The organism is Actinoalloteichus sp. GBA129-24 (genome assembly GCF_001941645.1).
Classification (GTDB): Bacteria; Actinomycetota; Actinomycetes; order Mycobacteriales; family Pseudonocardiaceae; genus Actinoalloteichus_A; species Actinoalloteichus_A fjordicus.
Genome location: NZ_CP016077.1, coordinates 6,933,282 through 6,957,203 on the forward strand (window position 1 = coordinate 6,933,282; position 23,922 = coordinate 6,957,203).

At 68.0% G+C, this 23,922-nt stretch carries 27 protein-coding genes; 19 read left to right on the forward strand and 8 right to left on the reverse strand.

The genetic code is table 11. The features are described from left to right. Window positions 1-26 precede the first annotated feature (26 nt). Together phoU and UA75_RS29790 are read left to right on the forward strand one after the other, a co-directional pair. Entirely contained in the window at window positions 27-689 is a 663-nt protein-coding gene (gene phoU / locus UA75_RS29785) for a phosphate signaling complex protein PhoU (RefSeq protein WP_075743054.1), read from the forward strand. Window positions 690-840: 151 nt separating this feature from the next. Next, complete coding sequence (locus UA75_RS29790; RefSeq protein WP_232237550.1) at window positions 841-1,689, forward strand: helix-turn-helix domain-containing protein; 849 nt, start codon at window positions 841-843, stop codon at window positions 1,687-1,689. 180 nt (window positions 1,690-1,869) lie between these two features. On the opposite strand, the gene pstB is transcribed toward UA75_RS29790, so the two are convergent. The 6 genes from pstB to UA75_RS29820 all read right to left on the reverse strand — a co-directional run bounded on the left by pstB (window position 1,870) and on the right by UA75_RS29820 (window position 8,042). Next, window positions 1,870-2,646 (reverse strand): phosphate ABC transporter ATP-binding protein PstB, encoded by a 777-nt coding sequence (gene pstB / locus UA75_RS29795; RefSeq protein WP_075743055.1) that lies wholly within the window; start codon window positions 2,644-2,646, stop codon window positions 1,870-1,872. A 17-nt stretch (window positions 2,647-2,663) separates the two neighbouring features. Beyond that, on the reverse strand, window positions 2,664-3,578 hold the full coding sequence (pstA, locus tag UA75_RS29800) for a phosphate ABC transporter permease PstA (RefSeq protein WP_075743056.1): 915 nt from the start codon (window positions 3,576-3,578) through the stop codon (window positions 2,664-2,666). Next, a complete protein-coding gene (gene pstC / locus UA75_RS29805) occupies window positions 3,575-4,615 on the reverse strand; it encodes a phosphate ABC transporter permease subunit PstC (protein ID WP_083683799.1) in 1,041 nt (346 codons plus the stop codon). Before pstC ends, pstA begins: the two co-directional genes overlap by 4 nt. A gap of 48 nt (window positions 4,616-4,663) precedes the next feature. Beyond that, entirely contained in the window at window positions 4,664-5,776 is a 1,113-nt protein-coding gene (gene pstS, locus UA75_RS29810) for a phosphate ABC transporter substrate-binding protein PstS (RefSeq protein ID WP_075743057.1), read from the reverse strand. 216 nt (window positions 5,777-5,992) lie between these two features. Continuing rightward, the gene (mshD, locus tag UA75_RS29815; protein WP_157434507.1) at window positions 5,993-6,991 is read right to left on the reverse strand and encodes a mycothiol synthase; all 999 of its coding nucleotides are present in this window, start codon (window positions 6,989-6,991) and stop codon (window positions 5,993-5,995) included. Between the two features lie 250 nt (window positions 6,992-7,241). Then, window positions 7,242-8,042, reverse strand: a complete 801-nt coding sequence (locus tag UA75_RS29820) for a winged-helix domain-containing protein (RefSeq protein WP_075743058.1) — start codon at window positions 8,040-8,042, stop codon at window positions 7,242-7,244. 94 nt (window positions 8,043-8,136) lie between these two features. Between UA75_RS29820 and UA75_RS29825 the strand changes: the two genes are divergently transcribed. From UA75_RS29825 to UA75_RS29855, 8 genes are all read left to right on the forward strand, one after another. Then, entirely contained in the window at window positions 8,137-8,982 is an 846-nt protein-coding gene (locus UA75_RS29825; RefSeq protein WP_232251136.1) for an alpha/beta hydrolase, read from the forward strand. Continuing rightward, on the forward strand, window positions 8,979-9,776 hold the full coding sequence (locus tag UA75_RS29830) for a DUF2993 domain-containing protein (protein ID WP_075743059.1): 798 nt from the start codon (window positions 8,979-8,981) through the stop codon (window positions 9,774-9,776). Before UA75_RS29825 ends, UA75_RS29830 begins: the two co-directional genes overlap by 4 nt. A 169-nt stretch (window positions 9,777-9,945) precedes the next feature. Further along, complete coding sequence (locus UA75_RS29835; RefSeq protein WP_318533342.1) at window positions 9,946-10,455, forward strand: thioredoxin family protein; 510 nt, start codon at window positions 9,946-9,948, stop codon at window positions 10,453-10,455. A 42-nt stretch (window positions 10,456-10,497) separates the two neighbouring features. Next, entirely contained in the window at window positions 10,498-10,572 is a 75-nt protein-coding gene (locus tag UA75_RS35265; protein WP_376700089.1) for a putative leader peptide, read from the forward strand. Between the two features lie 102 nt (window positions 10,573-10,674). Continuing rightward, entirely contained in the window at window positions 10,675-11,130 is a 456-nt protein-coding gene (locus UA75_RS29840) for a DUF4395 domain-containing protein (RefSeq protein WP_075743060.1), read from the forward strand. A 132-nt stretch (window positions 11,131-11,262) separates the two neighbouring features. Next, the gene (locus tag UA75_RS29845) at window positions 11,263-12,111 is read left to right on the forward strand and encodes a sulfurtransferase (protein ID WP_075743061.1); all 849 of its coding nucleotides are present in this window, start codon (window positions 11,263-11,265) and stop codon (window positions 12,109-12,111) included. A 56-nt stretch (window positions 12,112-12,167) separates the two neighbouring features. After that, window positions 12,168-12,473 carry a DUF1416 domain-containing protein gene (locus UA75_RS29850; protein ID WP_075743062.1) on the forward strand — a complete coding sequence of 102 codons (306 nt, stop codon included), beginning with the start codon at window positions 12,168-12,170 and terminating at the stop codon, window positions 12,471-12,473. 305 nt (window positions 12,474-12,778) lie between these two features. Continuing rightward, window positions 12,779-13,414: an FABP family protein gene (locus UA75_RS29855; RefSeq protein ID WP_075743063.1), complete on the forward strand. Its 636-nt coding sequence runs from the start codon at window positions 12,779-12,781 to the stop codon at window positions 13,412-13,414. Between the two features lie 493 nt (window positions 13,415-13,907). Here the strand turns inward: UA75_RS29855 and UA75_RS29865 are convergent, their stop codons facing one another. Next, window positions 13,908-14,759 carry an aminodeoxychorismate lyase gene (locus UA75_RS29865; protein WP_075743065.1) on the reverse strand — a complete coding sequence of 284 codons (852 nt, stop codon included), beginning with the start codon at window positions 14,757-14,759 and terminating at the stop codon, window positions 13,908-13,910. 227 nt (window positions 14,760-14,986) lie between these two features. Here UA75_RS29865 and UA75_RS29870 point away from each other — a divergent pair, with 227 nt between their 5' ends. From UA75_RS29870 to UA75_RS29880, 3 genes are all read left to right on the forward strand, one after another. Continuing rightward, window positions 14,987-16,123 carry a YgfZ/GcvT domain-containing protein gene (locus UA75_RS29870; RefSeq protein ID WP_232237552.1) on the forward strand — a complete coding sequence of 379 codons (1,137 nt, stop codon included), beginning with the start codon at window positions 14,987-14,989 and terminating at the stop codon, window positions 16,121-16,123. 235 nt (window positions 16,124-16,358) lie between these two features. Next, on the forward strand, window positions 16,359-16,958 hold the full coding sequence (locus UA75_RS29875) for an aerial mycelium formation protein (protein ID WP_075744374.1): 600 nt from the start codon (window positions 16,359-16,361) through the stop codon (window positions 16,956-16,958). A gap of 39 nt (window positions 16,959-16,997) precedes the next feature. Then, on the forward strand, window positions 16,998-17,969 hold the full coding sequence (locus UA75_RS29880) for an asparaginase (protein WP_075743066.1): 972 nt from the start codon (window positions 16,998-17,000) through the stop codon (window positions 17,967-17,969). On the opposite strand, the gene UA75_RS29885 is transcribed toward UA75_RS29880, so the two are convergent. Then, window positions 17,962-18,900 (reverse strand): hypothetical protein, encoded by a 939-nt coding sequence (locus tag UA75_RS29885; RefSeq protein WP_075743067.1) that lies wholly within the window; start codon window positions 18,898-18,900, stop codon window positions 17,962-17,964. The two genes, UA75_RS29880 and UA75_RS29885, sit on opposite strands and share 8 nt — an antisense overlap. A 181-nt stretch (window positions 18,901-19,081) precedes the next feature. Here UA75_RS29885 and UA75_RS29890 point away from each other — a divergent pair, with 181 nt between their 5' ends. The 6 genes from UA75_RS29890 (at window position 19,082) to UA75_RS29915 (ending at window position 23,825) form a co-directional block, all read left to right on the forward strand. Further along, entirely contained in the window at window positions 19,082-19,267 is a 186-nt protein-coding gene (locus tag UA75_RS29890) for a DUF3073 domain-containing protein (RefSeq protein ID WP_075743068.1), read from the forward strand. Between the two features lie 356 nt (window positions 19,268-19,623). After that, entirely contained in the window at window positions 19,624-20,133 is a 510-nt protein-coding gene (locus tag UA75_RS29895; RefSeq protein WP_075765852.1) for a hypothetical protein, read from the forward strand. A gap of 23 nt (window positions 20,134-20,156) precedes the next feature. Next, window positions 20,157-20,786, forward strand: coding sequence for a DUF3558 domain-containing protein (locus UA75_RS29900; protein WP_075743070.1), 630 nt, complete (start codon window positions 20,157-20,159; stop codon window positions 20,784-20,786). A 90-nt stretch (window positions 20,787-20,876) separates the two neighbouring features. Then, window positions 20,877-21,533, forward strand: a complete 657-nt coding sequence (locus UA75_RS29905; protein WP_198044213.1) for a DUF3558 domain-containing protein — start codon at window positions 20,877-20,879, stop codon at window positions 21,531-21,533. Window positions 21,534-21,579: 46 nt separating this feature from the next. After that, window positions 21,580-23,004 carry a hypothetical protein gene (locus tag UA75_RS34195; protein ID WP_075743072.1) on the forward strand — a complete coding sequence of 475 codons (1,425 nt, stop codon included), beginning with the start codon at window positions 21,580-21,582 and terminating at the stop codon, window positions 23,002-23,004. 2 nt (window positions 23,005-23,006) lie between these two features. After that, the gene (locus UA75_RS29915; protein ID WP_198042878.1) at window positions 23,007-23,825 is read left to right on the forward strand and encodes an ESX secretion-associated protein EspG; all 819 of its coding nucleotides are present in this window, start codon (window positions 23,007-23,009) and stop codon (window positions 23,823-23,825) included. The last annotated feature ends 97 nt before the right edge of the window (window positions 23,826-23,922 follow it).

Consider the following 23,922-nt stretch of genomic DNA (forward strand, 5'->3'; position numbering starts at 1 on the left):
GACCTACGATCACGTAGGGTGTCGGTATGCGTGAGGCCTATCGTGACCAGCTGGGACAGCTCGCCGACGCCCTTGCCGAGATGTGCGGCATGGCGACGACCGCGATCGAGTTGGCCACTCAGGCCCTGCTGACCGCTGATCTCACGCTCGCGGAGCAGGTCATCGCCGACGACGCGAAGCTCGACGAGGCACGGAGTCAGGGCGAGGAGCACGCGTTCGCGCTGCTCGCCCTGCAGGCCCCCGTGGCGGGCGACCTGCGCAACGTCGTCGCCGCCCTGCACGCGGCCGAAAGCCTGGAACGGATGGGCGACCTCGCGCTCCACGTCGCCAAGACCGCGCGCCGTCGTCACCCGCAGGCGGTGCTGCCGGACGAGGTCGCACCGTACTTCGTCGAGATGGGCCGCGTCGCGTCGGAACTGGGCAAACAAGCCGAACAGGTGATCCGCACCCGAAGTGTGAGCCTCGCCCGGCAGCTTGAGGATGCCGACGATGAGATGGACGACCTGCATCGGCACCTGTTCACCGTCCTCATGCAGAAGGACTGGAAGCATGGGCTGCCCGCCGCCGTCGACATCACGCTGCTCGGGCGCTTCTACGAGCGGTTCGCCGACCACGCCGTCTCGGTGGCCAGGCGCGTCGTCTTCGTCGTCACCGGGGAACACCCGCAGCAGGCCGACAGCGGCTCCTGACCTCGAGGTCCTCCCGGCACCGCCGTTGCCGCACCGGGAAGGGCTGCCGGCGTTTCTCCCCGCCTGCGCGGATCAGCTCTGCGATGCTGTGCCCGGTCGTCGTCGGCCCGGTCGTCATCGGCCGAAGTAGGGCGCAGGTCTGGAGGCAGCCGTGGGACACAACTCGGCCCTGGATCGCCGGCTCCTGGGCGGCGAGCTGCGCGCACTGCGAGAGGCCGCAGGCCGGACACACCGCGAGGTCGCCGATCACCTCGACTGCTCGCAGGGCAAGATCAGCCAGATCGAGCTGGGCAAGGTTCCGGTGCGGACCTCGGACGTGCGACTCATGCTGGAGTTCTATGACGCACCGGACGAGTCGATCGACCGACTCCGAGGGCTCGCCGTCGAATCGAAGAAGACCGGCTGGTGGCAGCCGTACACGAAGGTCATGCAACCGGGCTTCGACACCTACATCGGCCTGGAGTCGGCCGCGCGGCGCGTCCTCGCCTTCCACTCGGATCTGATCCCCGCCCTGTTGCAGACCCACGACTACGCCCGCGCCGTGCTCGGCGCGGGAACGGCGTCGACGGCGACGATCGGCCTGCTGCTCGACGCGCTCGACAAGCGGCAGGAACGGCTGATCGGCAGTACTCCGCTGGAGTATTCCGTCCTACTCGACGAGGCGACACTGCACCGGGCCGTCGGGGGTGTCGCGGTGCTGCGTGCCCAGCTGGAACATCTGGTGCTGATGTCCTACCGCCGCAATGTGAGCGTGCGGGTACTGCCCTTCGACGCGGGCGCCCACCCGTTGGTCGGTGACAACGTCTCGCTGGTGGAGGTGCCCGATCCAGCAGCACCGAACGTCGTGTGCCTACAGAACTCCGCGAGCTGCACCTATCTGGACAAGCCCGTCCAGACCCGCCGATACGTCGCGGCGTTCAGCAGGCTCGACGACTCGGCGTTGGACGCGCGTGACTCCGGCAGGCTGATCGCCGAGATCGCCGACGCGCTTCCCGACTGACCGTTCGTTCCCGCCGCGGCAGGCCCGCGCGGCACGGCTGCCCTGCGGGGAGACCGGTCGGGCACCCAGCGCGGTGCGGCCCCGGGCAGCCAAGGACCGCCGTCGAGCCGTGTCCCGGTCACCCGGACCAGGTTCGCGGGAGCCGCCCAGCCCTCGGCGGTGCGTCGAAGATCCTGTGGCTCAGCCGAACCGTCCCGAGATGTAGTCCTCAGTGGCCTTCTCCGTCGGGTTGGAGAAGATGCGGCTGGTCTCGTCGATCTCCACCAGCCTGCCGGGCTGGCCGACGCCGGGCAGGTTGAAGAACGCGGTCTGATCGCTCACCCGCGCGGCCTGCTGCATGTTGTGCGTGACGATGACGATCGTGAAGTCCTGCTTGAGCTCGGTGATCAGGTCCTCGATCGCCAGCGTCGAGATCGGGTCCAGCGCGGAGCACGGCTCGTCCATCAGCAGGACGTCGGGCTGGATCGCGATGGCGCGGGCGATGCACAGCCGCTGCTGCTGACCGCCGGAGAGGCTGCCGCCCGGCTTGTTCAGCCGGTCCTTGACCTCTTCCCACAGGTTCGCGCCGCGCAGGGAGCGCTCGCAGACCTCGTCGAGCTGCGTCTTGTTCTTGGTCCCGGCGAGCCGCAGGCCCGCGACCACGTTGTCCCGGATCGACATCGTGGGAAAGGGGTTCGGCCGCTGGAAAACCATGCCGATGGTCCGCCGCACCGCCACCGGGTCGACTGAGCTCGCGTAGACGTCCTCGCCGTCGAGCAGCACCTGGCCCTCGACGCGAGCGCCGGGGATCACCTCGTGCATCCGGTTCAACGACCGCAGCACGGTGGACTTGCCACAGCCGGACGGCCCGATGAAGGCCGTCACCCCGCGCGGCGGCACGGCCACGGTCACATCCTGTACGGCGTGGAATTTGCCGTAGTAGATGTTGAGGTCCTTGACGTCGATGCGCTTGGCCATCTGAATCCGTGCCCCGCCTACTTGGTCTTGACCGACGACAGCCGCGAGATGATCGTGGCCGCGAGGTTGAACAACATGATGATGAAGATGAGGGTCATCGCCGCGCCCCAGGTGCGGTTGAAGCCCGCAGCCTCCGGGTTGGCGAACTGACTGGTGATCAGCAGTGGCAGGTTGGCCATCGGCCCCGCGAAGAGGTCGTAGCTGATCGACGGCGAGTACGCCACGAGCACCAGCGCGGGCGCCGTCTCGCCCATCACCCTGGCCATGCCGAGCATGGCGCCGGTGACGATGCCCGACATCGCGGTCGGCAGGACGACCTTCATGATCGTCTTCCATTTGGGGATGCCGAGCGCGTAGGAGGCCTCTCGCAGCTCGTTCGGAACGATCCGCAGCATCTCCTCGGTGGTGCGCACCACCATCGGGATCATCAGCAGCATCAATGCCAGACACATCGCGAAGGCGCTGCGGTCGAAGCCGAACATGGTGATCCAGACGGCGTAGACGAACATCGCCGCGACGATCGACGGCACCCCGCTGAGGATGTCCACCATGAAGGTCGTGACCCTCGCGAACCGGGAGCCCGCGCCGTACTCGACGAGGTAGATCCCGACGAGGATGCCGATCGGGATCGACAGCACACCGGTGACCAGGCCCTGGAGCACGGTACCGACGATCGCGTGGTTGGCCCCGCCGATGTCCTCGGTGGCCCGGACGCCTGCCAACGAGTACTGCCACCAGTCCGGCCGGAGAAAGGGTGCGATGCCGCGGGAGACGACGGAGTAGAGCACCCAGATCAACGGGATCACCGCGATCAGGAAGCAGAGCCACACGACGACCCTGGCCACGACGTCCTTGGTACGACGCCCAGTGCTGACTCCCTGAAAGGCGGGCGGCTGCGCGGGTCGGTCCAGCTCCGAGGTGCTGAGACTCATGACCGTTCCTTCTTCCCAGCGACGATCGACCTGGCCACCGCGTTGACCAGGAACGTGAGCACGAACAGAACCAGGCCTGCCGCGATGTAGGCGCCGATGGACAGCGGATTGCTGAACTCGGCGGAGGCGGCGGCGATACGCGAGGCGATGGTGGCGCCGCCGTCGAAGACGCTGAACGACGGGGCTGCCGTGGTGGACGACAGGATCAGGAACAACGCCACCGTCTCCCCGAGCGCCCTGCCGAGGCCGAGCATGGAGGCGCTGACATAGCCGGACTTGCCGAAGGGCCAGACCGTGGTGCGCACGACCTCCCACTTGGTCGCGCCCAGCGCCAACGCTCCCTCGATGTGCTCGCGGGGCGTCCGCTCGAACACCTCGCGGCTGATGGCCGTGATGATCGGCAGCAACATGACGGCCACCACGACGCCTGCGGTGAAGATGTTCCCCGCGCCCGCGATGCTGACGTTGCCCTGGTCGAAGATCGGAATGAACGACAGATTGGTGTTCAGCCAGTCGGCCACCGGCACCATCGCCGGGCCGATCACCTGGATGCCCCACAGACCGAAGATCACCGACGGCACCGCCGCGAGCAGGTCGACGATGTAGGCGAACGGCCTGGCCAGGCTTCTCGGCGCGTACTGGGTCAGGAACAGCGCGATGCCGAGCGAGACCGGCATGGCCAGCACCAGCGCCAGCAGGGACACCGACACGGTCGTGTACAGCAGGTAGAGGATGCCGAACCGGAGATCGTTCGGGTTGGAGGCGTTCCAGTCTCCGGAGAAGAGGAAGCTGGTCTGATTGGCCGCGAGCGACGGAATGGCCTGCAACAGCAGGAACAGGCCGATCGCGCCGATCAGGACGACGACGAACGTGCCGGAGCCCACCGCGAAGCCGCGGAAGATCCGGTCGCCCGGACGGCGGACGGGTTTGCTCGGGGTGTCGACTGCCGTGCTGATGAGATCCTCCGGAGCATCCGGTGACGGAGCGGAGCCGCTCCCTGTCGTCAGAGAGCGGCCCCGGCGCGTCGAGTCGCTCATTGCGTCTCGCTCAGTTTCTCTTACCCGATCGGGCTAATGCCTGACGGGTCAGGCGATCTCGTCGATCGCGGCCAGCAGGCGGTCCTGGAACTCGGTCGGGAGCGGCGTGTAGCCGATCTCGGAGAGGTTCTCCTGGCCGGTGGTGGCGGCCACGTTGAGGAACGACTTGACGCCTGCGGCGACCTCGGGGTCCTCGTACGCGGAGCAGACGATCTCGTAGGTCGCCATCGTGATCGGGTACGCGCCCGCCTCGGTGGTGCCGAACACCGACTCGAGGTCGATGGTCAGGTCGTTGCCCTCACCGGTGATCTCGGCACCGGTGATCGCCGCGCCAACGGTCTCGTCGGTCAGCGGAACCGGGCCGCTGCCCGCGTCGATCTGGGCGATGCCCAGGCCTGCGTTGTTGGCGAAGGACACCTCGACGTAGGTGATGCCGCCCTCGGTGCTGGACACCGCCTCCGAGACGCCCTGGGACTGGCCACGGCCCTCGCCGACGCCGCCCGCGAAGGTCTCACCGTCGCCCTGGGTCCATGCGCCGTTGGTGCCGACGGTCAGGTACTCCTGGAAGTTGCCGGTGGTGCCGGACTCGTCGCTGCGGTAGAAGACCGTGATCGGGGTCTCCGGCAGCTCCGCGCCCTCGTTGGCGGCGGCGATGGCCTCGTCGTTCCATTCCGTGATGGTGCCGTTGAAGATGTTGGCCACGACCTCGCTGGGCAGCACGAGCTCGTCGACGCCCGGCAGGTTGTACGTGATCGCGACGGGGCTGAAGACCAGCGGGAGGTGCCAGGCCGGGCTGTCGCACCGCTCCTCGGCCTGAGCGCGCTCCTCCTCGTCCATCGCGGAGTCGGAGCCCGCGAACATCACCTGGCCTGCAATGAACTGCCGACGGCCGGAGCCGGAGCCGTTCGGGTTGTAGGCGAGGCTCTGCCCGGCGCACTCCCCGCTGAACACCGCGGCGAACTCGTCGATGGCGTTCGCCTGCGAGGACGCTCCCTCGGCGACGATCTGGTCGACGCCACCGCACTCCGCGGCCGTCGGCTCTCCCCCGGTCGAGCCGCCGCCGTTCGCGTCCTGGGCCGCGTTGTCGGAGCCACAGGCCGAGAGCAGCAGCGCACTCGCCGCCACCAGCCCGAGAGCAGCAGAGTGCCGCTTGATCTTCACAGTGTTCCTCCAGTGCGAAGCCTGCACGTTCATCGAGCGGCAGGTCGCCGCCCGATGCGAAGGTAGGCAGCCGGGGTGGACGACGGCCGCTGAAGAGATGAACGCGAGGTGAACATGACACGGGAAGTGACTAGACCGACCACCAGTGGCGGTACTGCGTAGCCTGGTCGTGACCTGTGCGTTCGCTCTCCGTGATGTGATCTGGCAGTACCGCTGCTACCGACCGAACTGGATGTCGCTGTCACGGTGGGTGAATCCCAGCCGCTCATAGACGCGGATCGCGGCCGGGTTGTCCGCCTCGACATAAAGCATCGTGTGGCGCAGTCCCTGATCGGCCAGATGACGCAACCCCGCCTGGGTGAGAACGCCGCCGAGCCCCCTGCCCTGGGCGTCGGGGTCGACACCCACCACATACACCTCGCCGACGGCCTCGGCTGCCGCCGAGCCCGGCGGGTGCACCTTGGTCCAGTGGAAGCCCAGCAGGCTGCCGTCGGCGTCGACCGCCAGCAGGAAGCCCGCCGGATCGAACCAGCTCTCGGACTCCTTGTCGACGACGTCGGCCTCAGACATCCCGCCCTGCTCCGGATGCCAGGAGAAGGCCCGCCGATTGACGTCGACGACGGCGGCCTCGTCCTGCCCGACGTCGAAGGTTCTGATCAGCACATCCGAAGGCGGCGTGGCCGCGCCGGGCGGGTGTTCGGCCAGGTCGACCCACATGCGTCGCAACTCGCGGACGGTGTGAAACCCGAACCGCCGAGCCAGCGTGATCGCGGCGGGATGGCCGCTGTGCGACCAGACGAGCAGGACGTCCGCCGGAGCAGATGGTTCGTCGGCCGCGACCTCGGCAGGCTGCTCGGGCAGCTCGGCTCGTTCGAGAAGCGCCCGGACCAGGGTGGTGCCCACTCCGTGGCCCCGTGCCGACGGCCGGACCGCCAGTTCGGCGACCAGCCTGCCCGCGCTGTCGGTCTCGGTGTCGAGCTGTGCATAGCCCACCAGCAGCCCCCCTGGCTCGCGGACCAGGAAGTGCTCGGTGCCGCCGACGTCGGCCCGCACCTGTTCCACCTGCACGGCAGCCGGGCCGCGCCGACGCAGTGCGGTCAGGCCGCGCTCGGAGACGGGGGCCCTGCCGTCTGCCTCCGTCGCCTCGGCCAGCAGCGAGGTCACCTCGTCGGCGACCTCGTCGAGAAGACCGTTGTGCCAGCTCGTGATCGTCACGAGGTCCACGGTAACCCCCCTGCCCGCCCAAAAGCGGCAGACCACGGGGGCAAACCCGCCCTAGGACACCTGCTCACACCTTGGAGTGGATCACCTGCGGATTCCTTGCCGGACTCCGCACCACTCCGTCATTATTCGAACATGAGTTCGAGTGAGCGCATGCCCAGGGAGACCGTCCGCCCGGCGCCTGCCGCAGGCACGGCCGTGGCCGCCGGACGAGAAGACCGATTCGCGGCTCACGGCGACGGCGTCAGTGCCGCGACGCCGTCGTACGGCCGATCAGCTCCGACACGTTGTCCGCGAGCAGGTCGGCCGAGTCCGCGCCGTAACGCACGAGCCTGCGCTCGGCCCGGTGCTCCGCGAGCGCCTGGGTCGTGCCGCCGGGTCGAACGAACTTGTAACCGACGTTGCGGACCGTGCCGATCAGCTGCTCGTGCTCCGGCCCGAGCTTCGCCCGCAGCCGCCGCACGTGGACGTCCACCGTCCTGGCTCCGCCGAAGAAGTCGTAGCCCCACACCTCCTGGAGGAGCTGCGACCGGGTGAACACGCGGCCCGCGTGCTGGGCGAGGTACTTGAGGAGTTCGAACTCCTTGTAGGTCAGCTCCATCGGCTTGCCGCGAAGCCGCGCCGTGTACGTGGCCTCCTCGATCACAAGCTCGCCGAACGTCAGGATCTCGCCTTCGGACTGTGCCTGCTGCTCGGCCCTCCCGTGCAGCAGACGCAGCCTGGCGTCGACCTCGGCGGGCCCTGCGGTCGGGAGCAGGATCTCGGCCACGCCCCAGTCCGCGCTGAGTGCCACCAGTCCGCCTTCGCCGATGACCGCGACGACAGGCGCCTCGACGTCGGCGGCGGCGAGCAGGCCGCAGAGCCTGCGAGCGCCCACGAGGTCCTGGGTGCCGTCGACGAGGACGGCATCATGGGGACGACGTTCGAGAAGACCAGAGACCTCCGGCGCACCCAGATGAACCGAGTGCGGCAGCAGAGACAGCGCGGGCAGCACGGCTCCCGCGTTCGAAGCGGAGGTCAGAAGCAAGAGATCCAGGCTGGACATGTCGGGACTCCTTCCTGCCGGGCATCGAAGGTGAGTCCCTCGTGCCCGCACACCGGGCCCCGTTGCCCTCCGGACATGATGGAGGATACCCCCTGTGACCACCGTTGACCGAGTACTCATCGCGGAGATCACAGCTCGCACCGCCGACGACGTGCCCATCCACGGCGTCCTCCTGCCTCGGCAGGCGGGCTCCGCCGCCCGGCAGCGACGCTCCGCGACGGCGGACGATCTCGCCATCGTCGTCGGCCATGGCTTCACCAACCATGTCCGGAAGCCGGCGGTCATGCGCACGCTCGTCCGGCTGTCTCGCCGTGCGGCGGTGTTCGCCTTCGACTTCCGGGGCCACGGCAGGTCCGGCGGGCTGTCCACCGTCGGCGACCGCGAGGTCTTGGACGTGGCGGCGGCCGTGGAGTATGCGCGACGCTGCGGCTTCCGGCGAGTCGCGACCCTCGGCTTCTCGATGGGCGCCTCGATCGTGATCCGGCATGCCGCGCTGGCCGGGCCCGGCGACCGGCCGGAGGCCGTCGCGGCGGTGAGCGGACCGTCCCGGTGGTGGATCAGGGAGACGGCTCCGATGCGACGGGTCCACTGGCTGCTGGAGCAGCCGCACGGAAGGCTCGTCGCTCCGTTGGTGGGCGTCCGACTGGACCAGGCCTGGGAGACCATCCCGATGTCACCGCTGGAGGCGGCCGAACACGTCCACCCCACGCCGCTGTTACTCGTACACGGCGAGCAGGACGACTACTTCTCTCCCGATCACGCACGCCAGCTGCACTCGGCCGCGAGCTCCCGAGGCGAGCTGTGGATCGAACCGGAGATCCGTCATGCCGAGACGGGCATGACACCGGCCCTGGTGGATCGGATGGCACAGTGGCTTGACCGAAACGCCCTTCATGTGACCCGGCAACGACAGCTGATCAAGGCGGGAACCGAGCGTTGAAGAGACTACTGATCGTCCTCGTGATCATCGCGGGACTGCTGACCGCAGCCGACTTCGGCGCTGCCGCCGCAGCCGAGTACCAGGTCTCCAAGCGGCTGCGTAACGAACTGGGTCTCAGTGATGATCCAGCTGTCCGGGTGAACGGCTTCCCCTTCGCCTTCCAGGCGATGGCAGGCGACTACCGCGAGGTCGAGGTGCAGGCGCAGGGGGTACGGGTCGGCGAGCTTCAAGACGTCCACATCGAGGCGACGCTGCGCCACGTCAGAGTGCCGTTCTCCGACATCGTGGGCGGCACGCTCCGGGAGGTGCGCGTCGACGAGGTGGCAGGCCGGGTACGGCTGACCGCGAGCGACATCGGTCGGCTGATCAACATCCCGGACCTCCGGATCGAACCGTTCACCGGCGAGCTCGTGGAGCCGGTGGAGGGTGACGAGGCAGGCGAGGGGGAAAACGCCGACGCGGCTCAGGCCGAACAGGCCGACGACGACACCACGGCCACCGTTCAGCTCACCGGCAGTCAGGACATCGGCGGAGACAAGACCGAGATCACCGTGGTCGGCACGCTCTCCTTGACCGACGGGATCATCGAGATCCAGCCTCGGCGGCTGGAGATCGACCCCGGAACCGGGGCGCTCGAACTTCCCGCCGAGATCCAGGATGCGGTGCTGAGCACCTTCACCGCCCGGATCGACCCTGGCGGGCTGCCGCTGGACGTGACGCCGACCTCCGTGCGTGCCGAACACGGCGCACTCATCGCGGGCGGCACCGCACGTGACGTGGTCATCCGGAACTAGGCGCTCCGGGCGCCTGCCGAGCGGATCAGGCGGCTGGACGCGGCGTGACTCCAGTCGGCGAGTCCGGGTCGGTGGGACGTCGGCGAGTCCTGGTCGGTGGGACCTTGACAGGCAGCATGTACTCGGAACGTCCTCGGACGAGCGCGCCGCGCCCCGGCGCGGGACGGCCGTGAGCCCGGCGAGAGCTCTGGAGGCGGAGATGGCGGGCCTGTCGGCTCTGGTCGTGGCGATCGTCGCCGCCCTGCTGATCGGCGCGCTGCATCGCCGGGCACAGGGACGTGTCTCCGTCGCCGCCGAGGCAGGCGAGTCCGCCGTCACATCGCCTGGACTGCCCCTTGCGGTGCAGGAAGCACTCACGGACGCCACCGCAGGTTCAGCGGCGGAGCCCCGGCCCGTGGTGACACTGCTCCAGTTGTCCACGACGTTCTGCGCGCCGTGCAGGCACACTCGGGCGCTGCTGACCGATCTGGTCTCGGGGCTGACCTCGGTACGTCACGTGGATCTCGATGTCACGGATCGACCTGACGTGGTGACGGCACTGCGCGTCCACCGAGTCCCCACGACGATCGCCTTCGATCCGGCCGGCCGAGAGCTGCTTCGCGTCGGAGGCGTCCCACACCGCGAGACGCTCCTGAACGCCCTGCGGCCGCACCTGCTCGCTGCGGATTCCGAGGACTGAGAGAGCTTCCCGACCATCGGGCATTCCGGTACCGTCGCAGGCGTGCACTTCCTGCTGACCAGACGCCGCGCGGTAGACCTCTGCCGCCTCGCGAGCAGTCTGTGTCGCACTTCCTGATCGGGCTGTAGCGCTGTCGGCTGATGCCGCCTCACTCTCGCCGCACTGCGCAGGCCCGCCTCGGACGGACTTCTCTCACCGCGAAACCGTCATGGAGGTCGTATGTCTGATGCACGTGAATCCGACGCACAGCTGATCGATGCGGGAGGGCCCCGGTTCTCCGCCACGATGACCAGTCTGATCCTCGCCGTCGTCCTGCTGACCGAGAGCTGGCGGCTGCTCGGCGCACAGGCGCTGTTATTCGGATTATGCGCTTTCATCGGTCTGCGGCTGAACCCGTGGGGCCTCGTGTACCGAAGGCTGATCCGGCCCAGGCTTCGCGGACGTGGCGAACAGGAACCGGTCGCACCCGTGCAGTTCTCCCAGGGCGTGGGCTTCGTGTTCAGCGTGATCGGCGTGATCGGCTATGCGAGCGGACTCACCGCTCTCGGCATCGTCGCGACCTCGCTGGCACTGGTGGCGGCCCTGCTCAACGCGGTGTTCGGGCTCTGCGTCGGCTGTGAGCTCTACCTGCTGATTCAGCGGTTCCGGGCACCCCGCCCGTCCAATCTCGTCTGACGTCACGATGCGACGACGTCGACACCGCGCTCAGGTGCCCGGCACCGAGCAGTCACCTCGAGAACCCGAGACATCGATCCGACATCGACATCCGATCACCACTGGCGATGAGAACAACGAGGAGCACCCGAGATGAGCCGCGAAGACTTCCTGGTGACCGCCGAATGGGCCGAGGCCAACCTCGACGCACCTGGAGTGGTGTTCGCCGAGGTTGATGAGGACACCACGGCATACGACGGCGGCCACATCCCCGGTGCCGTGAAACTCGACTGGAAGAACGATCTGCAGGACCACGTCCGACGCGACTTCGTGGACCGATCCGGCTTCGAGAAACTGCTGTCCAGCAAGGGCATCGGCAACGACGACACCGTGATCCTCTACGGCGGCAACAACAACTGGTTCGCGGCCTACGCCTACTGGTACTTCAAGCTGTACGGCCACCAGGCCGTCAAGCTGATCGACGGCGGCCGCAAGAAGTGGGAGCTCGACGGCAGGCCGCTCTCTCCCGAGGCGGTCGAGCGCCCCGAGACGAGCTACACCGCGAGTGAGCAGGACGTCTCCATCCGGGCGTTCCGTGACGAGGTCGTGGCGGCGATCGACGCCAAGAACCTGGTCGACGTCCGCTCCCCAGACGAGTTCGCGGGCAGGCTGCTCGCCCCCGCGCACCTCCCGCAGGAGGCGGCCCAGCGCGGCGGCCACATCCCGGGCGCCGTCAACGTGCCCTGGAGCAAGGCGGCCAACGAGGACGGCACCTTCAAGTCCGAGGAGGAGCTGCGGGAGATCTACACCGAAGCAGGCTTGGACGGCACCAAGGCCACCATCGCCTACTGCCGGATCGGCGAGCGCTCCTCGCACAGCTGGTTCGTGCTGCACGAGCTGCTCGGTCAGTCCGACGTCAAGAACTACGACGGGTCCTGGACCGAGTACGGCAGCCTGATCGGCGTTCCGGTGTCGAACCCGTCGGCGGCACAGTCCGGCTGATCCGTCCTCCCGCCAGGAATCGATCACACGCGAGAACGCGAAGTGGAGCCTTGATCATGAGCACATGCGGAGCCCCGGAACAGACGACGACCAGTGCCGAGGACGTCGCAGGCACCGATCAGGTCGTCCTGGCGGGCCGGGTGCGGGCAGGCGACGAGGGCGTCTCCGGAGCGTTCGTCCGTCTCCTGGACGCGAACGGCGAGTTCACCGCAGAGGTGGTGTCCGCACCGACCGGCGACTTCCGCTTCTACGCCGCCTCGGGCACCTGGACGGTGCGTGCCCTGCACAAGGCGGGCAGTGGACAGGCCGAGATCGTCGCGGCGGGCGCCGGACTCCACCAGGCAGACATCGCACTGGCCTGATCGTCCTCGTGTTCGATCACGACACTCCTCCCGACGCGCCCCGCCGCCTGCCTGACGTTTCCGCGCGAACGGGGCGGAACGCCACGAGGCGGGGACGTGGCCTCGATAAGGAGGATCGTCGACGTGATCGGTGGTGGGGGAGGCCACGCCTTGCCCACCACCGGTTCCGCCTGTCGAAAGGTATGCTCCGAGCGTGGAACTGTTCTTTACCGGTCTTCTCGTGCTGGCCACGGTGTTGGTCCTGTGGTTCGCCGTCTACGTCGTCTACCGGCTGTACAGCGATCAGCGCTGAGTGAGTCTGCGATATGACATCTGAGCAGCCGAACACCGTCAGCGGTGACGCCGCAGTGCAGGCGGCAGCCGAACGCGCCGAGGCGACGCGGGGTCTGAACCTGCCGCAGTTCGAGGATCTGCCGATTCCGGCAGACACCGCGAATCTGCGGATGGGCCCCGAACTCCATCCGGCCTGTCTCGCCCTGCTGCCCCTGGTGGGGGTCTGGCGCGGCGAGGGAGTCGCGGAGCACCCGTCGCTGGACGAGCCCTACCGCTACGGCCAGCAGATCACCTTCGCGCACGACGGCAGGCCGTTCCTGTACTACGAGGCACGGTCCTGGCTGCTCGACGCGGACGGCGAGGTCCTCGGTGCGGGCTCGCGCGAGGTCGGCTGGTGGCGACCGCAACCCGATGACACGATCGAGCTGCTCCTGGCGCATTCCGGCGGCGTCGTCGAGATCTTCTACGGGAAGCCGCGCAATCAGACCTCCTGGGAGCTGGGCACCGATGCGGTGGCCAGGACGAGTTCCGCCGAAGAGATCAGCGCGGCACAACGCCTGTACGGCGTCGTCGGCGACGGCGATCTCGCCTACGTGGAGGAACGCTCGCTGAGCGGCCAGCCCCTGGCACCGCACATCTCGGCGAAACTGAGTCGCGTCGTCGGCTGAATAGCGTCGTCACAGAGCCAGGTCGCCGGTCCTCCGGCGGCTCCGGCCAGCCTGCCGACCGCGTTGCATCCTCGGCACGCCCGCGTGGCCGCATGGCGATTCCCCGAGCTGCCGCAGGCCTGCCCCGCCGTCCAGCCTCTCCCACCGCTCGATGCCCCCTGGCAGATCGAGTGAGTCGAGGGGGCACTGAAGGACCATGCCGAAATCGAATACCGGCACCGCAGCATCACGGGCAGGCAGGAAAGACGACGAACCACCCTGCGCACCGAGCGCGGCCGAGGATGGTGCGGACCGGACCGGCCTCCATAACCGGGGCGTCCTCTGACGACGGGCGACGGGCGCGCCCGCGGCGGGGCGGGTCGCGGCCGATCCGCCTCTCGACGGCCCCGCCGATCGGCTTCGACCCGCGGACGACCGTCGTCGATCATCCCGTCGATCACCCGGTCCGAGTCGCCCGGCAGGGCGGCGATCGCCGCCTGCCGAATGGCCGGTATCAGACGTACTGCGACTCGAAGAGCTCGGTGATCTCCCGATGGAGCGCGGCTCGTTGCTCATCGTCCGGCAGGGTCTTGCCGTCGAGCGTGTGCACCCGGGTGATCAGCCGGACACTGGAGACCAGCCAGAGGCCGTCCGTGTCCCACAGCTCCTCGATGCGAAGCGGCTCGACCTTGGTGTTCCAGCCCGCGGCCTCCGCCGCGCGGAACAGCGCTCCCTGGGTGGTGCCGGGCAGGATGCCGCTGCTCGGCGGCGGCGTGCGCAGGGTGCGGCCCTGGGCGATCACCACAGTCGAGGTCGGGCCCTCCAGGACGGTGCCGTCGGTCGCGGTGAAGATGACCTCTTGCGCGTCGTTGCGCTCGGCATGCCGCAATGCGGCCATGTTGACCGCGTAGGACAGCGTCTTGGCGCCCAGGAGCAGCCACGGAGCCCGTTCCTGGAGGTCAGCGGCGTATCCGCGTTCCAGGGTGATCACCGAGAGGCCCTCGTTGCGCTTGCGAATCGTCTCGGGCCCCACCGGGAGTCCCATCGCGAACGCCGTCGGCCTTCCCTCGCCCTCGACTCCTCTGGAGTAGACGAGCTTGAGCGCCATCTCGCGACCACCCCGCCAGGCGTCGAGGACGACCTGGGCACAGCGTTCCCATGCGGCGAGGTCCGGCGGCGGCATGTCGAGCAACGCGGCCGAGCGCGCGAGCCTCTCCAGGTGGGGACCGAGTTCTCGGGGGCGGCCGTCGACCACCATGATCGTCTCGAACACGCCGTCGCCGCGCTGCACCGCGAGGTCGTCCACGCGAAGCAGCGGAGCGGTGTGGTCGACGATCGTTCCATCCAGCAACGCAAGCACCGTCATGGCTCGACAGTATGCCGCCCGCTGCCGCAGGCGTGGGCGGTGTCACTCAAGCGAGGCAGCCATCGCAGGATCGGTCCCGGTCACCGCACTCGGACGACGTCTACCATTGAGGATCGTGGCCTGACGGGCGTGCGCGGGGTGGACCGCTCCTCGGCGAGACGTGGCGCCGTGCGAGATCGCCTCCTATCGTGCTGGAGCGTTTCGGCCGCGAGACGAAGGGACTGCCAGTGACCACCTCGATCTCCTCGCCGCTGCTCGCCGCGCCTGGCGCGGTGCCGCCTCCGGACGACTCCCCCGACCTCGGCGTGCCGTGGCACTACGGCGATCCGTTCGCCGAACAGCGGACGGCTGCTCGCGGCGCGGTGGTCGTCGATCGGTCCCACCGCACCGTGCTCGCGGTCCCCGGCGAAGAACGGCTGAGCTGGCTGCATCTGCTGCTCTCCCAGCACGTGTCCGCACTGCCGGACGGGACCGGAACCGAGGCACTGGTCCTCGACGGGCAGGGACGGGTGGAGGCCCACATGGTGCTCGCCCACCTGGACGGAACGGTCTGGTTGGACACCGAGGCGTCGAGCACGGTGACGGGCGCGATCGGCGGCAGGACCGAGTCACTGCTGGGCTACCTCGAAGGAATGCGCTTCTGGTCCAAGGTCGAGCCGCAGGACGTGAGCGCCGACTGGGCGCTGCTGTCGGTGTTGGGACCCGACGCGGGCCGGGTGCTGGCCTCGGTGGGCGTGCCGGTGCCTGCGGAGAAGTATGCGGTGACGGCGCTGGCGGGCGGTGGTCTGGTTCGGCGGATGCCGTGGCCCGGCCCGGACGCGGTCGACCTACTGGTGCCGAGGTCCGAACTCGTCTCGTGGTGGGAGCGGCTGACCGACGCGGGAGCACGTCGGGCGGGAAGCTGGGCGTTCGAGGCACTGCGGGTGGAGTCGTTTCGACCTCGGCAGGGCATGGACACCGACAATCGGTCGATTCCGCACGAGTTGGGCTGGATCCCCTCGGCGGTCCACGTCAGCAAGGGCTGTTACCGAGGGCAGGAGACGGTGTCGAAGGTCCACAACGTCGGCAAGCCGCCGAGGCGCCTGCTGCTCCTGCACCTCGACGGGTCCTCGGAGGTGCTTCCCGAGACCGGCGACCCGGTGACCAGCGGTGATCGTGTCGTCGGTCGGGTGGGCAGTGTCATCCGCCACCACGAGCTCGGCCCGGTCGCGCTGGCGCTGATCAAACGGAGCGTGCCGATCGACGCAGAGCTGACGGTGGGCGCCGAGGATCGACAGATCGCCGGGTCGATCGACCCCGACTCGGTCCCGGTCGACACCGGAGAACCACCCGGTCGGGTGGCTGCCCAGCGTTTGCGTGGTTGACGTCTGCTCCTGTGTCAGGATCGCGTGCGGAGCAGGGACATCTCATCGCCCGAAGACGGGCCGAAATGCGAAAGAATCAGGCAAGCGGTTGCCCGTCGACGCGTGTTCACGCAAGGATCGGTGGTTGACCGGCTCGCGGCGAGCCGATGCGCCGACGAGCCGTCGACAGACCGCATGACGCGCAGCCGGAGACTCGGATGAAGTGGGACGGACCGATGTCGTTGAGGACAATGCCGTGATCGAGGTCCGACCTGGCGGCCGAAGGCGGATAGACCGGGTACTCGCCCCGGACTATCTGGACGGCGTCCAGACCAAGCCGTTGAGCGAGGTGCGGGCGCTGCGCGACGAGGCGGCCCAGGAGGAGACCGATCTCTCCTATCTGCGCAGGCTGCTGCATGCGCGGATCGACATCGTGCGCGCCGAGCAGATCCGACGCGAGGAGAACGGCCCCTTCTCGGTGGTCGAGCAGCTCACCGACATCCTGGCTCGCAATGCCGTCGGGCCCGCCACCGGCTCCGGTCGTTACCAGACGATGGAGCCGTCGAGGGCCGAGGCGCGACGCAGGCACGTCGAGGCGCTGGTCTCCGACGTCGACCTCTCCGACGTCACCTCGCGTTCGGACGCGGAACTCGTCGAGGCCGCGAACGGTTACGGCGAGGAGGAGGAGTCGGTCTCACTGCGGCGACGCGAGGTGCAGGACGTGGTGGATCTGCTCAACGCGGAGATCGCCCGTCGGTATCGGGAAGGCCGCGCCTCGGTGGACGAACTGCTGGCCGAGGCGTGCGAGGGAGAACGCCCCGCACCGAGGACGCCTGCGGACGACGAACCGCGCTAGCACTTCGTTCTCCGAGCCGACAGCCGTACGGTCGTCGGCATGAGCGTCCCTCTGGTCGAAGTCGTGCGTTCCGGGTTCCGCGAGTGTGTGCACCGCGGCTCGGTGGCGCTGTGGGCGGACGGCAGGCTGTCTGCGCGCAGTGTCGGGGCGGTCGACGTTCCGATGTTCCCCCGTTCCTCTAACAAGCCGTTCCAGGCCCTGGCCATGCTGCGCTGCGGCCTCGAACTGTCGGATGCCGACCTCGCCGTGGCCTGCGCATCACACAGCGGGGAGCCCGAGCATCTTCGGCGCGTCGAGTCCGTCCTCCGCACGCACGGCCTCGGCGAGGACGACCTCCAGTGCCCGCCCGCCCTGCCGGGTGACGAAGAGACCCGCCATGCGGTGCTGCGATCGGGCGGCGGGCCCCGCAGGCTGGCGATGAACTGCTCCGGCAAGCACGCCGCGATGCTGGCCGCCTGTGTTCGCGCGGGCTGGTCGACCGAGGACTATCGAGCACCGTCGCATCCGCTTCAGGTGGAGATCCGCCGAACGATCGAGGAGCTGACGGGCGAACCCGTCGCGGCTACCGCTGTCGACGGCTGTGGCGCCCCGCTGGCGGCGTTCTCGCTGACCGGGCTGGTTCGCGCCTTCGCAAGCCTCGTGCAGGCACCTCCCGGCACGCCGCAGCGCCGGATCGCCGACGTGATGCGGAAGCACCCGTTCCTGGTGTCCGGCACCGGACGCGAGGACAACCTGATGATGACCGCCGTGCCCGGCGTGCTGAGCAAGGCGGGTGCGGAGGGTGTCGCCGCCGTCGCGCTTCCGGACGGACGAGCCGCGGCGATCAAGATCGAGGACGGTCACGCCCGAGCCAGGCTGCCGGTCCTCGTCGGCGCGCTGCGGGAACTCGGCGTCGCACCGTCCGAGGCGCTCGACACACTCGCGACGGAACCGGTCCTCGGCGCGGGCAGCCGGGTCGGCGACGTCCGGCTGATGCCGGACGTCTTCGACCTCGCCGGACAGCTCAGCTGAACCGTTCCCGAGAAGCCACCTCGGCCCAGAAGTCGCGAAGCTTCTCGTAGAGCTCAGCGATCACCTCTGCCTCGCCCTCCTCGAACGCCTCGACCATCCGGTGCACGTCCTGCGCCGAGGTGTCCTCGGACAACTCCTCGTCGTCCATGAGCTGCACGAGGCCGCCGTAGTCGAGTTCGAGGGCGGACCCGGGGTGAAAGTGGTCCAGCCACCGTCCCGTGTCCCGCAGCAGCGCCGCAGGCCCTTCCGGTCCGATGGACTCGCGCACGACACCGTGCGCGTGCTCGGCACGCCTGCGGGCGTCGGCGAGGGGCACCCGCCAGCTCACCCGTCGCTCCGGGTCGTCGAGCGGGGCGAGCACGAGCCGACGAGCAGCCGGGTCGACCAGCGAGAACCACGGCAACGGCACGCTCCAGGTGGAGCTGACCACGTGCACCGCTCCACCGGCCATCTCGGCCACCACGGCAGCCGCCCTGGACCGCACGGCGTCCGGAGCCATCGGCAGGGCCTCGGCCAACAGCGGCGGTGAGGCGGTGGACAGGAATCCGACCATGCCCGCCGCCGCTCGCGCCCGGATGTCGAGCGGGCAGACCAGCAGGTCATGGGCCGTCGAGGACTCCTCGTCATCCCCGGCGACGGTCGATCCGGTGTCCGCGCCAGGGGTGTCGAGGGAGACGACGTCCTCCGGACGGATCACCAGAACGTCGGTGAGGCCCTCCAGCCGTCTGCCTGCCGGGACTCCGTCACCGGGGAACAACCGGGTCGGCGAGGCGAGCTGTGTCCGAAGCCACACTTCTCGTTCGCGATCAGCCACCACCGACGGAGCGACCGGTCCGGCACGCAGTGCGCGCTCCAGTCGGTCCCGTGACGTAGCGTCGAAGGAGGACAGCGGCTCGTACACCCTGAGGTAGGCGACGAACGGTCGTGGCACCCTGAAATCGTGCCATGGTCGGCGCTGTGGCGGCACAGCGGTCGGCATCACGTTCAAACAAGCGGTGCCACGTCGCATCGACCCTGCCTGTCACGGTACGGTGGGGGCAGGAAGAGTTGTCGAGACGATACGGGGCCGCCGTTCCCCCGGCCGCCCCGTCCCTGTGCGAGGGGGTCGAGCCATGGGGCGCGGCCGAGCTAAGGCCAAGCAGACGAAGGTGGCCCGGGAGCTCAAGTACAGCACCCATGCCACGGACTTCGACGCTCTGCAGCGCGAGCTGTCAGGCGGCGAGTCCTCTGGCAAGCGGTCCGATGATGACCGACCCGGAGACTCGTACGACGACCGGTACGACGAATATCGAGGTTGACTCAGCCGAACGATCAGGCGGGTCGCCTCCCCTGGGGGTCTCTCGTCTGACGGCTGCGCCCTCAGCCTGGTCATCGTCAAGGTCCCTGTACCTGAGTTCGGGCCTTCGAACGACTGATGCCGGGTTACGCCCTAGCGGGCGTGACCCGGCATGAGTTGTCCTGTCCACAACACATGGTGCGCGCGTGAGATCCGACTCGACGCACCATCCGAGCGAACGAGGCCCCACATCCGCCACGGATGTGGGGCCTCGTTCTGTCCGGGGCTGCCCGGCGGGTGCCGCCGGAGATCCTGAGGAGCCTGCGAGCTCGCGGGCCGCTACTCCGCTCGGCGCAAGCGTGAGCCACACCCCTCCCGGTGATCACCCAAGCCGCAGACAACGGTCATATCCCCCCGATAACCTTGACCCAGGGTGAGCGGCCGACCGCCAGCCGCAGCGACGAGGAGGAGACGATGGGGGATTCGTATCAGGTCGATCCGGAACTGCTACCGCAGGCGATCGCGGATCTGATCGAAGCGCGCAGTCAGTTGCGGGATCTGAGGCAAAAGGCACAGGAACTGGCCAGAAATCGACCCGGGCGCGGCGCCGATCAGGTCAGCCTCAATTCAGGGACCGAACTTTCGCGCGTGGCAGGCGATGCATCAAGTGGATCGCTCATCCACACCGTGAATATGTACGAGGAGGCCATCGACGCGACCCTGGAAAACTTCCGCCAAATGCTCGCATCATATCTTGAGCTGGAGGACGTTAACCAGATACCTGATTTCGAGGGCGAACCGACGCCATACTCATCGAGCCCCAGCTATGCCGAGCAAGAGCGCGCCAGGCAAGGCTACCATCACGGCAATGGGAATATCGCAGTCTAACCCGAGAAGAAATCGGTAACCACGTGAAGAAGCTTCGTCGATTCAGCACGGCAATAGTCGCAGTACTCACAATCCTGATTCTCGTTTCATGCAGCACAACCGAGGATGGGCAGGCCAATCCGACCGAGACAACCGCAATACCTACGACAACCGACGACACAGAATCTACCGGCACGAACAACGACAGCCTGGCTCCTCCAGTTGAGGATCCAAAAGATGTCGGCGGCGTAGATATCTGCACGGTTCTCGCCCCAGAAAGCGCCACAGAGCTGGGGTTCGATCCAGAGGGAATCCCGCAAGAAAGCGCCGTTAATGCCAGTTCAGATCCCTGCTCGTGGGAAACCACTGGAAGGAACGACGGCTCGGGAGTCTACATATACTCTGACGTCGACCGCACTGGACTCAATGAGATGTACCTGCTACGCGGTGACGCGTATCCAGACTTTCGCGAATTTGAGATCGCAGGCTATCCTGCGGTACAAGCGTCGCTTGGTGGCGCCACTGACACCTCCTGCGAGATCCATATCGGAGTCGCGGAAGATCAATTCATCACCATTAGTGCAGGGCTGGGATTCGACGAAGAAGGCGACCCATGCCAACTAGCAGTTCGTACGGCCGAATCCGTAGTTCCTGGACTGCCAACCGCCGAGTGATACCTGACTTCGAGGGCGAACCGACGCCATACTCATCGAGCCCCAGCTATGCCGAGCAAGAGCGCGCCAGGCAAGGCTACCATCACGGCAATGGGAATGTGGCAGTTTAAAGGACGACGGGAGATGGGCATGAAGACCGCAAAGCCAGCACAAAACGCTTTTATCTCGTTTACCGCGTCGATGATAATTGCCGCAGTCGCCCTCACTTCTTGCAATGAGACTGAAGGCGGACAGGGAATGCCCGATGAATCACCTTCCTCCATTCCTCCGGCAGCCGATCAGAGCAGCGAAGGAAGTACGACTCAAGCGGCGGACCTCCTCGCGCCCCCGGTCGAAGAACCCAAAGAAGTCGACAACGTCGACACCTGTACGCTCTTCACCACCGAGGACGCTTCCCGCCTGGGATATGATCCCGCCGGAATTCCCGAAGATGGCGCCGCTGGAACAGAATACGCTTCTTGCACATGGCGTCCATCGGGACAACGCGATGGCGGAGTGACAATCTGGGCCGATGTCGAACGGAACGGGATCAGCGAAATGTACCGACTTCCCCGAGAGACCTACCCCGATTTCCGAGAATTCGAGGTAGCGGGATACCCGTCCGTTCAAGCGTCACTTGGCGAATCAACCGATAGTTCATGCTTTATCCACGTTGGAATTTACGACACTCAGTTCGTTTCCTTCGGTTCCAGTATAGGGATATGGCCAGGATGGCGATCCCTGCGTACAGGCAGAATCCTTCGCTGAAGCCCTCGTACCTAGTCTTCCAACGGCGTAAAAGGAGGTCGCATAAATGCCAGAACTCGTCCTGAGAACCACCAACGAGTCGTTCGACGGCAAGACCGCGCATCAGATCAAGGCTGAGGTCGATGCGGACGGGCATAATGGCAGTTTCAATACCGCCTACGCTGGCTGGTCTGACGTCAGCACGAAGTTCGCCGATATCGGGGACTACATCGACTCGGCATTGCGGAAGGCGGCGGGTGCGCACGCCGGTGCGGCGGCGGATGCGTCGCAGGGAGCAGTCGCTCCGCTTTCCGAGTACGCCCGGCAGGGACAGGCGCAAGCCGATGCCATCCGAGACGTGATCAGTGCGCAACAGCTGACTCATCTCACCGTCGAGAACGAGACCCCAGCAGGCCAGGCTGCGCCGCCGCAGAAGGAGGGATTCGAGCAGGTACTGCCGTCGCAGTGGACCGGGCATGGCGACCGGATGGATGCCTACGAGGCTGAGAATCAGGCGGCTCGCGATGCGATGTACGCCTATCAGAGCGAGACGAACGCGCGGCTCAGCGCAGTCCCACTCTTCGAGGAGCCGCCGCAGGTCGAGTACTCGGCGAAGGGGTCGACGCCGACCGACGTCAGTCCAGGTGGCGGCAATGTGATCACTACACCGCCGTCCGGTATCGGCGGGCCGGGGTCCGGCGGCGGGGGCGGGTTCGGCGGGCTTCCCGGCGGGTCCGGGGGCGGCTGGGCCTCGCCGGATGAAGTGCCCGGCGGTGGCTCTGGCGGGACTCCTCCCGGCGGAGGCGTCAGCCCGCCTGCAGGTGGTGGGAACGGCGGGCCTCCTCCCAGTGGTCCTGCGCCCGGCATCAGCCCCGATCACCACATCTCCAACCCGACACCGGTCGCACCTGCCCCAGGTCCGAACGTGCCGCCCGGACACCTCGGTCCGACACCGCCCGGGGGCGGCTACGGGCAGCCGGGGCCCGGTGGCTTCCTTCCCGGCGGGGGTGCAGGCGGGCCGGGCGGCCACGCAGGCGGTCCCGGCGGCGGACGCGGGCCCGGCGGTCTGGGCGGTCCTGGCGGCGGGCGGATGCCTGGCGGATTCGGCGGCGGTCCGGGCGGTACCGGTGGCGGCTTCGGCGGCGGTGGGCGAATGCCGGGCGGCTTCGGGCCGGGCGGCGCCGGTGGGTTCGGCCCCGGCGGCCCCGGTGCTGGTGGGCTCGGTGCGGGCGGGACGACGGGTGTCGGCGGTCCCGGTGGCCGGCTGCCGGGCGGATTCGGGCCTGCGGGCGGCGGCTTCGGGCCCGGTGGCGGTGGTGCTGCGGGCGGCGGCATGGCCGGTGGTGGCGCGGGCGGCCGGGGAGGACCCGGCGAGGAGGACAAGGAGCACAAGCGCGCCGACTACCTCTTGGAGACCGAGGACGTCTTCGGCGACGGAATCAAGGTCGCGCCGGCCGTGTTCGGCGAGAACCCGCCCGGATACGGTGGGTGACAGTGGACGTCAGGGGGCGCATCACTCTGTCCGCCCTAGAGGTGGACAGCATTCTCACCACACTCAAGACCGCACTGCCCACCGCGTTCCAGTTTCTCGGTTTCGGGGACACCGAGGACGAGCGCAGGCAGCTGCATCGACAGGCTTGGCAGGGCCTGGAGCGCAAGGGCCTGGTGGAACGCGGCGAACTCCACCCGTTCCTGGTCAACGCCTTCCGGGTACTCGCCCGTCCCACCCAGTCGATCTGGGCCTTCATCCAGCTGGGCGGTATGGAGGAGATCGACGCCGTGATCGCGGCAAGCGGGGAGTTCGCCGTGCTCGCCGCCCATCATGGGCACAAGGACCGCCACCCTCATGATCGTGACCTGAACCTGGACCCGGTACGCGGCTCCGGACTGCCGTGGGCGGCGGCCGGGCTGCTTCCCGAGCATCAGGCAGGCCCCGGTCGGTCGGTGAACTGCTCCTCGGCCGAGATCGAGGCAGCGGGAAAGCTGATCGGTCGCGATTCCGGTGCGGCACGCAACGCCTTCATCCAGTCGGGAATCCGACCAGCCGACGCGGACATGCTGGCCACGGTGCTCTCGGCAAGGCGAGTGCGATTCGGCGAGTTCAGTGCCCGCAGCTTCGACCAGCTCAGTGGGCGGACGCGGAAGTCGGAGTTCCGCGCCGACATCCTGGACACCGTGGCGGGGCGGTACCTCCTCCAGCACAAACCCGATCGAAGCGGCGGCCGCTGGTTCACCATGACGCCGACCGACCGCAGTCGCTTCGCCGGTCAGCTCGACGAGGTCCTGCAGTCCGTGGCGCCTCGGCGGCGCTGAGCCGCTGCTCCGGGTCCCGAGCACCGGGCTGCCCGCGTTCGACGCGGGCAGCCCACACCGGCCGTCGGTCGGCACAGGGCCGCAGTTCACCGGCCGG